This window comes from Klebsiella sp. 2680 (assembly GCF_900198535.1).
Classification (GTDB): Bacteria; Pseudomonadota; Gammaproteobacteria; order Enterobacterales; family Enterobacteriaceae; genus Klebsiella; species Klebsiella indica.
In genome coordinates this window covers 496810-509562 of sequence record NZ_FZNJ01000002.1, presented here as the reverse complement: position 1 = coordinate 509562, position 12753 = coordinate 496810, and the positions used below count along the sequence as shown (strand labels likewise).

Genomic DNA, 12753 nt, shown 5'->3' with positions numbered 1-12753 from the left:
GGGCGTGAGCCTTTCGCGCAGATTTTGCCGGTAACTAGCGACCCGCTTTCAGCTTCTGATAATACTCTTCGTACAGGGCGCTGGCGCTGCCGACGTCATTCTGCCATTCGCCTTTTTGAATGGTCGCGGCATCAGGGTAGAGCGATTTATCGTTGGCGATTTCCGGCTTCAGCATTTTACGCGCGGCAAGGTTTGGCGTCGGGTAGCCGATAGTTTCTGCTACCTGTTTGGCGATTTCCGGACGCAGCAGGAAGTTGATCAGCTTCAGCGCGCCGTCGACGTTTTTGGCGTTGGCCGGAATCGCCAGACTATCCATCCAGAAAATACCGCCTTCTTTCGGCCACACCACTTCCAGCGGCGTACCGGCCTGGCGCGCGACCCAGGCGGAGCCGTTCCATACCATGCCGAGATTTACTTCACCTTCCATATACGGGTTCGCCGGGTTATCGGAGTTGAACGCCGCCACGTTTGGCATCAGCTTTTTCAGCTCGTTATAAGCCGCTTCGATCTCTTTGGGATCGGTGGTATTGCCGGAATAGCCCAGTTTACGTAACGCGATCTGGAATACTTCGCGTGCGTCATCGGTCAGCAGCAGGCTGTTTTTATACTGCGGCTTCCAGAGATCGGCCCAACTGGTCACGGTCTTCGGGTCGATAGCATCGCTATTAACGCCAATCGCCGTTGCTCCCCAAATGTAGGGAATCGAGTAGTCGTTATTCGGGTCGAAGGGTTTATTGAGCATTTGCGGATCGAGATTGCTGAAGTTGCTCAGTTTGCTCTTGTCGATTTTCTGCAACATGCCTTCTTTGCGCATTTTGTCGACAAAATAGGTGGAAGGCACCACCAGGTCATAGGCGCCGTTTTTGTAGGTTTTGAGCTTGGCGTACATGGTTTCGTTCGACTCGTAGGTCGAATAGATAACCTTAATGCCGGTTTCTTTGGTGAACTGTTCCAGCAGCCCCGGCGGAACATATTCGGTCCAGTTGTAGAAATAGAGCGTTTTGCTATCGTCCGCATGCGCGGTGCTCATCCCGATTGCCAGAGCGCCTGCAGCGAGCAGGTGGCGCGACCATTTTTTCATTTTAACGTCCCCTGAGTTTTATCACGTGCAATTAACTGGCTGGCAATAACCATCACCAGCGACAGAACCAACAGAATGGTCGCCAGCGCATTAACCTCTGGCGATACCCCAACTTTGACCATTGAATAAATTTTTAGCGGCAGGATCTCATAACCCGGCCCGGTAACGAACGACGAGACCACCACGTCGTCCATCGACAGGGTAAAGCTCAGCAGCCAGCCCGCAGCCACAGCGGGCAGCGCCAGCGGAAAAATGATTTTCCGCAGAATAGTCAGCTCGCTGGCGCCGAGATCTTTCGCAGCTTCCAGCATTCGCACATCAAAGCCTTTCAGGCGCGAAAACACCGTGACCACCACGAAAGGCAGGCAGAAAGTAATATGCGAAAACAGCAGCGACCAGAAGCCCAGTTGAATACCGATCAGCATAAACAGCACCAGAAGCGAAATGGCCATCACGATATCCGGTGACATCATCACTACAAATAACATCCCGCTAACGAACGGCTTGCCGCGAAAGCGATAGCGATACAGCGCTACGGCGGTCAGGGAGCCGATAAGCGTCGCGAAAGTTGCCGACAACACCGCCATGGTCAGCGAGTGCTGCGCCGCCTGCAACAGGCTGTCGTTGTTTATCAGCAGGCTATACCACCTGGCGGTGAAGCCCTGCCAGTTGATGCCGAATCGCGAACTGTTAAAAGAGTTAACGATCAGAATAATAATGGGAATATAGAGATACGCGTAAATGGCGGTCATAAAGCCGCCGCGCAGCAGTCGACCGATCATTCCAGCTCTACCTTTTTATTAAGCAGACGCGCTGCACGCCAGTAAATCAGCAACATCAGACCCATTACCAGCGTTAACGTAATGCTGGTTGCCGCGCCGAACGGCCAGTCGCGAATGTTAAGAAACTGGCTCTTAATCACGTTACCAATCAGCAGGTTTTTCGCTCCGCCCATCAGGTCGGAAACATAGAACAGCCCCATTGCCGGGAGCATCACCAGCAGGCAGCCGGCAATAATTCCCGGCATGGTCAGCGGAATGATAATGCGGATAAAGGTTTGCAGCTTGTTGGCGCCCAAATCTTTTGCTGCTTCCAGCAGCGGACGATCGAGCTTTTCAATGCTGGAATAGAGCGGCATCACCATAAACGGCAGCAGAATATAGACCAGACCTAAAATCACCGCTGAAGGGGTGTACATGATGCGTATTGGTGTATCAATAACGCCCAGCCACAGCAGGAATTCGTTGAGATAACCTCTGGTGCTGAGAAAAATCTTTAGTCCATAAATACGAATCAACGAGTTGGTCCAGAACGGTACGATCAGCAGAAACAGCATCAGGGGGCGCACTTTCTCCGGCAGCCTTGCCAGAAACCAGGCGAAAGGATAGCCCAGCGCCAGGCAGGCCAGCGTCGCCTGCAGAGCCATATTTAACGAGTGCAGCAGTACCTCGTAATAGAGCGGGTCGAGCAGGCGCGCGTAGTTGTCCAGCGTAAAGACCAGTTTGACGAAATTAGCATCGTCGCGGGTCAGAAAACTGGTGGCGATGATCATCAGGTTGGGCAGAAAGACAAACAGCACAAGCCAGCCCACGATAGTGGCGATCACCACACTCTGGAATTTACTTGTGTTCTTCATCGGCCAGCACAACCTCCCAGCTTTCTACCCAGTTAATCGCCATTTTCTGATTGAGAGAGTGGTCAAAATCGGGATCGTCTTCGTTAAAGAATTCGCTGACCATCACCATCTTGCCGTTTTCCAGTTCGACCACCGACTCCAGCGTCATGCCTTTATAGTTGCGTTCGCGGATATAGCCGATCAGGCCATCGGCTTCATTCGCGTGATGGATCTCATCGACGCGCAGGTCCTCCGGGCGCAGTAAGACGTTAAGGCGCTGGTCTTTTTCAACGGCGAAGTTGACGTAAATATTACATTCGCGGCCTTCAACGCTGGCGCGGACCCGCTGTTCGTCAATACGTTCGATGACCGTGGCGCTGAAGATGTTAATTTCGCCAATAAAGCTGGCGACAAACAGATTTTTCGGCTCTTCATAGATTTCGCGCGGCGTACCGTCCTGCTCGATTTTGCCATCGCGCATCACCACAATACGGTCGGACATGGTCAGTGCCTCTTCCTGATCGTGGGTGACAAAGACGAAGGTGATGCCGAGTTTACGCTGCAGTGCTTTGAGCTCGTTTTGCATCTGCTTGCGCAGTTTGTAATCGAGGGCGGAGAGCGATTCATCAAGTAGTAGCAGGCTGGGTTTGTTGACCACGGCCCGGGCAATCGCCACACGTTGCTGCTGCCCGCCGGAGAGCTGGTGCGGCTTACGCTGGGCGAACGCTTCAAGCTGCACCATCCGCAGGGCCTCGTGGACGCGCGGGGTGATTTCCGCCGCCGGAGTTTTCTGCATACGCAGACCAAACGCGACGTTCTCAAATACCGTCATGTGCGGAAACAGGGCATAGCTCTGGAATACGGTGTTGACATGGCGATTTTCCGCCGGGATTTGGGTGATATCCTGATCTTCGAGATGGATTCGGCCGCTATCGACATTTTCCAGCCCGGCAATAAGACGAAGAACGGTGGTTTTACCGCAGCCGGAGGGGCCAAGCAGGGTGAGAAACTCACCGTTGTTGATGGTCAGATTGAGGTTGGATATTACCGTTTTACCATCAAAGCTTTTGCTAATTTCCGCCAGTTGAACCAGCGGCGCACGCGAACGCGGTTGCATATTCAATTTTTGACTCTGTCCCATGTAGACGCAACGGAAAGCTGACCGATGCGGGGTTTGTGGTTAACCACCTTTGGGGTTGCGCATAGAATAATAAGGGCCCGCATTCTACGGCAAACGTCTATAATCGCCAATGATTGATGCACCATGATGACCGACCTTTACAACATTATTGTGCGAAATGTATTAAATTCTCATTTGCCGGGCTAAAAATGACCTGACGCAATATTTGTCTTGTCCGGCTTATCAATAATGTTGTCACAAGAGAAGAGGGTGGCTACATGGATAAATTGCTTGAGCGTTTTTTACAGTACGTTTCTTTGGACACGCAGTCGAAGCCCGGCGTGCGTCAGGTACCGAGCACGGAAGGGCAGTGGAAACTATTACGTCTGCTTCAGACTCAGCTGCAAGAAATGGGACTTGTCAATGTGACGCTAAGTGAGAAAGGGACGGTCATGGGCACCCTGGCGGCCAACGTCGCGGGCGATATTCCGCCCATTGGCTTCATTTCCCACGTTGACACGTCGCCTGACTTTAGCGGCAAGAACGTCAATCCGCAGATCGTAGAAAACTACCGCGGCGGCGATATCGCTCTTGGGATCGGTGATGAGGTGCTCTCACCGGTGATGTTTCCTGTTCTGCATCAGTTGCTCGGTCAGACGCTGATTACCACCGAGGGGAAAACGCTACTTGGCGCTGATGATAAAGCGGGGATCGCTGAAATTATGACCGCGCTGGCGACGTTAAAGGCGAAAAACGTTCCCCACGGCGATATCCGGGTGGCCTTTACTCCGGATGAAGAGGTGGGCAAAGGGGCGAAGCATTTTGACGTTGCCGCGTTTGACGCTCGCTGGGCCTATACCGTGGATGGCGGCGGTGTCGGCGAGCTGGAGTTCGAAAACTTTAACGCCGCGTCGGTGACCATTAAAATTGTCGGTAACAATGTTCACCCCGGCACGGCGAAAGGGGTGATGGTCAATGCGCTGTCGCTGGCGGCGCGCATTCATGCCGAGGTGCCTGCCGATGAAGCGCCGGAAACCACCGAAGGTTACGAGGGCTTCTATCATCTGGCCAGTATCAAAGGCACGGTCGACCGGGCCGATATGCACTATATTATTCGCGATTTTGACCGTAAGCAGTTTGAAGCCCGCAAGCGAAAAATGATGGAGATTGCCAAAAAAGTCGGCAAAGGGTTACACCCGGATTGCTATATTGAACTGGTGATTGAGGACAGTTATTACAATATGCATGAGAAGGTGATGGCGCACCCACATGTGGTGGAGATTGCCCGTCAGGCGATGGTTGACTGCCAGATTGAGCCGGAGATGAAGCCAATTCGCGGCGGCACCGACGGCGCGCAGCTCTCGTTTATGGGGCTACCGTGTCCGAATCTGTTTACCGGCGGTTATAACTACCACGGCAAGCATGAGTTTGTGACTCTGGAAGGCATGGAGAAAGCGGTGCAGGTGATTGTGCGCATTGCCGAACTGACGGCAAAACGAGGCGAGTGACGGTTGTTTTCACCGGCTTGCGCTGTGCTTATCCCATGCTTCCCGCAGGCCCGGTAAGGCGTGAGCCGCCACCGGGCAAAACAGACGATTCGGTTCTCAACCTCGAACTCCGTCCCACAGGCCCGGTAAGGCGCAAGCCGCCACCGGGCAAAACAGATACAGATGCCTCAGTCCCCAAAGAACCAATAGCCGCTGTTGACCAGCGCGGCCAACAGGGCGAGAAAGGACGGATCTTCCAGCGCATCGCCGAAGTGTTCAGCTTTCAGCGTCAGGTGGGTTGCCAGCGCATCAAGGGCCGGGCGGTGCGGAGAGTTAATTTTTTCGCCATTGACGAACACCTCGCCATCAATGCGCAGCACGCGCAGCCCCCCGAGGCGCGAGAGTGTATCCCCCTGCTGCAGGGCATCGTATATCTCATCCGGCTGGTACGGTGGTTCGGGCGGCGCAACATCCAGTTCGTGACGGGACTGGGTGATAAACTCGCCAAACCACTGCGTAAAGTGCTCCGGCTGGTTAATTAAGTCCAGCATCATATCGCGCAGGCGATCCAGCTCTGATGGCAGAATATCTGCCGGATGATCGCGCGACGGCACATCGGGATCGGCATAGCGCTGGCTACCCAGTTCCCGTTGCAGAACATAATCGGCAAAGCCGCTGAACAGCTCGCGGGCGTTAGGCGCGCGATAGCCAACCGAATAGTTAAGCGAATTCTCCAGCGAATAGCCTTCGTGCGGGAATCCTGGCGGAATATAAAGAATATCGCCTGGCTCCATCTCTTCATCAATAATGGCGTCAAACGGGTCTACCTGCAGCAGGTCCGGATGCGGGCAGTGTTGCTTCATCGGCACTTTCTCGCCTACGCGCCAGCGGCGGCGGCCGGTGCCCTGAATAATAAACACATCATATTGATCGAGATGCGGGCCGACGCCACCGCCGGGAACGGAAAAGGAGATCATCAAATCGTCAATGCGCCAGTCGGGCAGGGCGCGGAAAGGATGCATGAGCGCCGCCGTCGGTTCGTGCCAGTGATTTACCGCCTGTACCAGTAACGACCAGTTATTCTCACTCAGATGATCGTAGCTCTCAAACGGACCGTGACTGACCTGCCATTTACCGTCCTGATGACTGACGAGGCGGCTGTCGACTTCGCTCTCCATAGCCAGTCCTGCCAGCTCGTCCGGGCTTAACGGATCGACGAAATTGGTAAAGCCCCGCTTCAGGACCACCGGGCGTTTTTGCCAGTAGCGTTCAATAAAGTCGGGCCAGTTAAGCGTTAATTGATAATCCATATTTATATTCCATAGCAGGTGTCTGTCAGGGATTATAACGGATAGAGCCCTGGCATGATGCAGGCGCCGTTAAAAAACGGGCTGGTTTAGCTCTCTTTATCTTCCGGGAACTGGCGGCCAAAAATAACTTCCATGCAGGCGCCGCCAAGTAAGCTCTCTTCGGTAAGGATACGACCATCGTACTGTTCAACGATATCACGCGCGACGGCCAGCCCCACGCCCTGACCGGGGCGCAGGGTATCGGCGCGCTGGCCACGGTCAAACACCACATTGCGCAGACTTTGCGGGATCCCCGGACCATCATCTTCAACCAGAATATGCAGGGCGTTGTCGTTGGTCTGACGCACAGAGACTTCCACAAACTCCAGACAGTATTTGCAGGCGTTATCGAGCACGTTGCCCATGACTTCCATAAAGTCATTCTTTTCGCCAACAAAACTGATTTCCGGCGATATATCAAGAGTAATGTTCACCCCTTTACGCTGATAGACTTTATTCAGCGCAGAAGTCAGGTTGTCGAGCAGCGGGGCAATAGGGTGCAGTTCACGGCTGAGCAGTGAGCGGCCGCTACGCATGCTGGCGCGGTGCAGATAATAACCGATTTGCTGTGAAATACGGCTAATCTGTTCCAGCATTATCGGCTCTGCCTCGTTGACGCCAAGCTTCCCGCCGCGCATGGAACGCAGCGTACTTTGCATGACCGCCAGCGGTGTCTTCAGACTATGAGTGAGATCGGTCAGCGTCGTACGGTATTTGTTATAGCGCTCACGCTCGCTTTTCAGCAGGCGGTTTAGGTTGCTGACCAGTCGCGTAAGCTCGCGGGTCGTGTTCGGGTTGAGCATTTCACGGTGATGCTCTTCCAGTTCACGTACTTCTTTAGCCAGCGACTCAATAGGACGCAAACTCCACCACGCGGCGACCCACAACAGCGGGATGACCAGCAGCAGGTTGGCTGCCAGCACGTAGATAAACCAGCTCCACACCATATAGGAGTTCTTAAGCTCCACGGGAATGGTGTCGACAACGACGATACTCAACTGCGGCATGGTGCTGGTCGCCGGATAGATATTGATCGCGACCGAATGGGTCATTTCGGTATCGTCACCCTCTTCACGAATAGCGTCCAACTGTTGTTGAATTTCATGATTGTTGTGCTGCAACATACTGCTCTTACTGATGTCAGTTTCAATCTCATGAAAGCCGTTGTTTTTAAGCCATTCCGGCTGAATGCGTTTTGTCAGCCAGGGGACATCGTGTTGCGCCCATAACAGACGGCCGTTGGCGTTGTAAATCAACGTTACCGTCGGGCTTTGCATATTGAGATTTTCGGGAATATCAACGACGATGGTATCGTTTTCCCACTTCGCCAGCATATAAAACAGGTTACTTTCGCCGCGCAGCAGGCGGAAAGTGGTTTTATCGAAGCTTACGCTATAACCAACCAGCGCGACCATGCCATAAGATAGCGACAGCACCAGAACCACGGCGGCCGTCGCCAGCAAAAAGCGGACGCGTAGCGACAACGGCAAAATATGCCGCATCAGCCCTTTCATCCGCGCAGTTCGAACAGATAGCCCTGGCCGCGCACTGTCGTAATGACATCCTGCGGATATTCGGCCTGGATTTTTTTGCGCAATCGCCCCATCAGGACATCAATCGTGTGGCTTTCCCGCAGTTCGGCATCGGGATAGAGTTGCAGCATCAGCGAATCTTTACTGACAACTTTACCCCGGTTACGGATCAGGGTCTCCATAATCGTGTATTCGAACGCCGTCAGTTTGATTGGCTGACCGTTAACTGAAAGCTCCCGGCGCGACAAATCCACCTGGAAAGGCGGAATAGAGATAATCTGCGATGCCAGGCCGCTATTACGCCGCAGAAGCGCCTGCATGCGGGCGGCAACCTCTTCGATATGGAACGGCTTGGTGACGTAATCATCGGCCCCGGCGCTCAGAACTTCGACTTTATCCTGCCAGCCTTCGCGTGCGGTCAGCACCAGCACCGGCACCGAAACGTCATGACTGCGCCAGCGGCGGATCAGGGAAAGTCCGTCTTCATCAGGCAGGCCAAGATCGACGATGGCGATATCCGGAACGTGTTCATCCAGATAGTAATCCGCTTCCTTTGCGTCTTCCGCCGCATCGACCTGATGGCCCAGCTCTTGTAGCTGAACTTTCAGATGATGGCGCAGCAGAGCGTTGTCCTCAACCACGAGTACGCGCATGCCAGTTCTCCATTTCATTGTGATTTGAATAGTTTAACGCTGATTTGCGGTTATGGGGATAAACATTGTATAAACCGAACGGCAGCGCGCTTTATTCAGCAGATTAATCCGCCACACGTCAGGCGCTGCATCTCTGAGACGCTTTCCGTGCAGAACCTATATCGAACAGGCGTTGACCAGCAGGCCCCTCTTCCCGGGCGGGAAGAGGGGAAGGGGAATTACTTCAGTTCGTCAACCAGGGTAATCGCGCGGCCGATATAGTTGGCTGGCGTCATGGCTTTCAGGCGAACTTTCTCATCTTCCGGCAGCGCCAGGCTGTCGATGAACTGCTGCATACCTTCCGCGTCAACGCGCTTGCCGCGGGTCAGTTCTTTCAGCTTCTCATACGGCTTCTCGATGCCGTAGCGGCGCATCACGGTCTGAATAGGTTCCGCCAGAACTTCCCAGTTATGATCCAGTTCATCCAGCAGACGATCCTGATTCAGCTCCAGCTTGCTTACTCCCTTCAGCGTGGACTGATAAGCGATCAGCGCATAGCCAATACCTACTCCGAGGTTACGCAGTACGGTGGAGTCGGTAAGGTCGCGTTGCCAGCGGGAAACCGGCAGTTTGCTCGCCAGATGCTGCATGACCGCATTGGCCAGACCGAGGTTGCCTTCGGAGTTCTCGAAGTCGATCGGGTTAACTTTATGCGGCATAGTCGAGGAACCGATTTCGCCGGCAATGGTTTTCTGTTTGAAATGATTGAGCGCAATATAGCCCCATACGTCACGATCGAAATCGATCAGAATGGTGTTGAAGCGCGCAACGCAATCGAACAGTTCGGCGATATAGTCGTGCGGCTCAATCTGCGTGGTGTACGGGTTCCACTGGATGCCCAGCGAGGTCACGAACGTTTCGCTGAACTGGTGCCAGTCTACTTCCGGGTAAGCGGCGATATGGGCGTTGTAGTTACCCACCGCGCCATTGATTTTGCCAAGAATTTCAACCTGATTCAGCTGACGGTACTGGCGTTCCATACGGTAAGCGACGTTTGCCATCTCTTTACCCATAGTGGACGGCGTTGCCGGCTGACCGTGAGTGCGGGAGAGCAGCGGAATATCGCGATACTGCTGCGCGAGATCTTTAACTGCGTCGATCAGCTTGCGCCACCAGGGCAGGAGCACTTCATCGCGGGCGGTTTTCAGCATCAGCGCATGGGACAGGTTGTTGATGTCCTCGGAGGTGCAGGCGAAATGGATAAACTCGGAGACCGCATGCAGTTCAGGGACGTCGGCGACTTTTTCCTTGAGGAAATACTCAACCGCTTTCACGTCGTGGTTAGTGGTACGTTCGATAGTTTTGATGCGTTCTGCATCTTCTACGCTGAAATCGGCGACGATTTTATCGAGGTAACCGTTTGCGTCGGCAGCAAAAGCAGGAACTTCCTTGATCGCTGCGTGCGCGGCCAGTTTTTGCAGCCAACGTACTTCTACCTGAACACGGAATTTCAGCAAGCCGAATTCGCTGAAGATACCGCGCAGCGCGCTGACTTTGTCGCCGTAGCGGCCGTCGACTGGGGAAACGGCGGTCAGTGAGGATAATTCCATAGATCAAAACTCCGGGGTTAAATGAGCAAGAATTTGTTTTGCCTGGTTAACCAGACGATGACGAGAAAACATGAGCTGCAGGCGTCCACCGCCCACCTGGTGCCAGAGCACGGCGGAACGAATGCCCGCCAGCAGGGCTGAGCGCACCTTTGCCTGTACCTGAGGGCTTTGTAGCACGGCTGGCGAACCGGTGACCTGAATTCGCGGGCCCAGCGGGCTAATCACATCAACATAGATGCCCGCCATCGCGCTGAGCAGCGTTTCAGATTGCAGATCGAAATGCTCCAGTTGACGGCGCAGGCCACCGATACGGTTGCCAAGGGTATCCATAGCCTTTTTGTTGGCGGCAAGCTTACGCTCCAGCACCATCAGGCTTAAAGTATAGCGGGTGAGTTCCGCGTTCATACCCTGGCGACTGCTGGTATTCAGCACGCCGAGGAGGGTTTCCAGCCCGAGGCGAAGATTGGTTTCACTGCCGCCGAACACCGCCAGCGTTGACGCCGGGTCGAGGTCGATGATGCTGTTCAGCGATACATGCAGGGCATCGTTGTTACAATGTCCCTGATGCGCCAGTTCCTGAACCAGCCGCGCGGCCTGGCAAATTCCGGCCAGCGCCAGCGTAATGTCATAATAATTCTTCGCCACACATTCTCCTTGTAAACCGCCGCTCGCCTGACTGAGGCGTTCGGCGGCAAAAATGTCTGTCAGGCCTGCAGAGGCAAGCGTTGTTCAATAATACCGCCGCCAAGGCAGACTTCATCGCGATAGAAAACCGCTGACTGGCCTGGCGTGACCGCCGCAACCGGCTCATCAAAAATCACTTCGATGCGGTCATCGTCCAGCGCGTTTACGGTGCAGGAAATATCAGACTGGCGATAGCGGGTTTTTACCGTACAGCGCAGCGTTCCGGTTAGCGGCTCGCGATCGACCCAGTGAAGCTGCTGGGCGATCAGTCCGACGGACATCAGGCGCGGATGGTCATGGCCCTGAGCCACAACCAGAATATTGTTTTCCACGTCTTTATCGACCACATACCACGGATCTTCGCCGCCGTCTTTAATGCCGCCGATACCCAGCCCTTTGCGTTGACCCAGCGTGTGGTACATCAGCCCCTGATGTTCACCAAGTTCGTCGCCGTCAACGCTGACAATTTTACCGGGCTGAGCGGGCAGGTAGCGGCCGAGAAACTCGCGGAATTTCCGCTCGCCGATAAAGCAGATACCGGTCGAGTCTTTTTTCTTCGCGGTGACCAGGCCCAGATCCTCGGCAATTTTGCGTACCTGCGGTTTTTCCAGTTCGCCGACCGGGAAGAGGCTTTGCGCGATTTGCTCGTGGCTCAGGGTGTAAAGGAAATAGCTCTGGTCCTTATTGCCGTCGAGGCCGCGCAGCAACCGGCTCTTGCCGTTCACATCGGCACGGCGCACGTAGTGGCCGGTGGCGATGTAGTCGGCGCCGAGGTCTTCTGCGGCAAATTCGAGGAAGGCTTTAAATTTAATCTCTTTGTTGCACAGAATATCCGGGTTCGGCGTGCGTCCGGCTTTATATTCTTCGAGGAACAGTTCGAATACGTTGTCCCAGTATTCTGCGGCAAAGTTAACGGTGTGAAGTTCAATCCCGAGCTTATCGCAGACGGCCTGGGCGTCGGCAAGATCGGCTGCAGCGGTACAGTATTCCTCGCCGTCGTCCTCCTCCCAGTTCTTCATGAACAGGCCTTCCACCTTATACCCTTGCTGGAGCAGCAGCCAGGCGGAAACGGAGGAATCAACCCCGCCGGACATGCCGACGATCACTTTTTTCTGGCTTTCTGACATTGGAATACTCACTACATTCAACTTCGAGGCGGCGTATTCTAGCACGCGCCAACCGTTCAGGCACCCCCTGTGAACGGCCAGTTAAATTCCCCGATCAATGACAACGGATAACGTGGTTCCTGGTGATAGCTGCGAATACTCTCGGCAACCAGGGGGGAACGCAGGTTTGTTGCGTTAAGAATTTCCTCATCACTAAGCCACAGGCAGCGATCGATATCGCTGTCGTGCGGTTCGGTTGCGCACATAGCGTCAAGCTCGATAGCAAAAAGGAAACGCAAAAAAGGAGTGCGATCCGGCGCGATCCACTGATGCATGCGAATAAAATGCTGCGGCGTGGCGCGAATGCCGGTCTCTTCCCAAAGCTCGCGTTCTGCGGCCTGTACCAGGGTTTCATCGGCTTCGAGATGACCCGCAGGCTGATTCCATAGCGCTTTACCATGAATGGTTTCTTCAACGATCAAAAATTTGCCTTTTGCGTGCACCAGGCAGGCAACGGTAACGTGTGGTTTAAACATC

The 12753-nt window shown here is 54.2% G+C and carries 12 protein-coding genes; 1 reads left to right on the top strand and 11 read right to left on the bottom strand.

Annotated elements, in window-relative coordinates; all coding sequences use genetic code 11:
- Positions 1-34: 34 nt before the first annotated feature.
- Genes potD through potA form a run of 4 tightly spaced genes read right to left on the bottom strand, consistent with a single transcriptional unit; the run spans position 35 to position 3837 of the window.
- Positions 35-1081, bottom strand: coding sequence for a spermidine/putrescine ABC transporter substrate-binding protein PotD (gene potD / locus FN037_RS09785; protein ID WP_142502113.1), 1047 nt, complete (start codon positions 1079-1081; stop codon positions 35-37).
- A complete protein-coding gene (gene potC / locus FN037_RS09780) occupies positions 1078-1863 on the bottom strand; it encodes a spermidine/putrescine ABC transporter permease PotC (RefSeq protein WP_138361203.1) in 786 nt (261 codons plus the stop codon). Before potC ends, potD begins: the two co-directional genes overlap by 4 nt.
- Positions 1860-2717, bottom strand: a complete 858-nt coding sequence (gene potB / locus FN037_RS09775) for a spermidine/putrescine ABC transporter permease PotB (RefSeq protein WP_138361204.1) — start codon at positions 2715-2717, stop codon at positions 1860-1862. The genes potC and potB overlap by 4 nt, the downstream gene beginning before the upstream one ends.
- On the bottom strand, positions 2701-3837 hold the full coding sequence (gene potA / locus FN037_RS09770) for a spermidine/putrescine ABC transporter ATP-binding protein PotA (protein ID WP_138361205.1): 1137 nt from the start codon (positions 3835-3837) through the stop codon (positions 2701-2703). Before potA ends, potB begins: the two co-directional genes overlap by 17 nt.
- Before the next feature lie 257 nt (positions 3838-4094).
- Here potA and pepT point away from each other — a divergent pair, with 257 nt between their 5' ends.
- Complete coding sequence (gene pepT / locus FN037_RS09765; protein WP_138361206.1) at positions 4095-5324, top strand: peptidase T; 1230 nt, start codon at positions 4095-4097, stop codon at positions 5322-5324.
- 167 nt (positions 5325-5491) lie between these two features.
- Here the strand turns inward: pepT and FN037_RS09760 are convergent, their stop codons facing one another.
- The 7 genes from FN037_RS09760 to FN037_RS09730 form a co-directional block, all read right to left on the bottom strand.
- Positions 5492-6613, bottom strand: a complete 1122-nt coding sequence (locus tag FN037_RS09760; protein ID WP_138361208.1) for a cupin domain-containing protein — start codon at positions 6611-6613, stop codon at positions 5492-5494.
- Between the two features lie 86 nt (positions 6614-6699).
- On the bottom strand, positions 6700-8166 hold the full coding sequence (gene phoQ / locus FN037_RS09755) for a two-component system sensor histidine kinase PhoQ (RefSeq protein WP_138361209.1): 1467 nt from the start codon (positions 8164-8166) through the stop codon (positions 6700-6702).
- The gene (gene phoP / locus FN037_RS09750) at positions 8163-8837 is read right to left on the bottom strand and encodes a two-component system response regulator PhoP (protein ID WP_138361210.1); all 675 of its coding nucleotides are present in this window, start codon (positions 8835-8837) and stop codon (positions 8163-8165) included. Before phoP ends, phoQ begins: the two co-directional genes overlap by 4 nt.
- Positions 8838-9055: 218 nt before the next feature.
- Positions 9056-10426, bottom strand: coding sequence for an adenylosuccinate lyase (purB, locus tag FN037_RS09745; RefSeq protein ID WP_138361211.1), 1371 nt, complete (start codon positions 10424-10426; stop codon positions 9056-9058).
- Positions 10427-10429: 3 nt separating this feature from the next.
- Positions 10430-11071 (bottom strand): high frequency lysogenization protein HflD, encoded by a 642-nt coding sequence (hflD, locus tag FN037_RS09740; RefSeq protein WP_142502112.1) that lies wholly within the window; start codon positions 11069-11071, stop codon positions 10430-10432.
- A gap of 59 nt (positions 11072-11130) precedes the next feature.
- Positions 11131-12237, bottom strand: a complete 1107-nt coding sequence (gene mnmA, locus FN037_RS09735) for a tRNA 2-thiouridine(34) synthase MnmA (RefSeq protein ID WP_138361213.1) — start codon at positions 12235-12237, stop codon at positions 11131-11133.
- Between the two features lie 56 nt (positions 12238-12293).
- The gene (locus tag FN037_RS09730) at positions 12294-12752 is read right to left on the bottom strand and encodes an NUDIX hydrolase (RefSeq protein ID WP_138361214.1); all 459 of its coding nucleotides are present in this window, start codon (positions 12750-12752) and stop codon (positions 12294-12296) included.
- Position 12753: the final 1 nt, after the last annotated feature.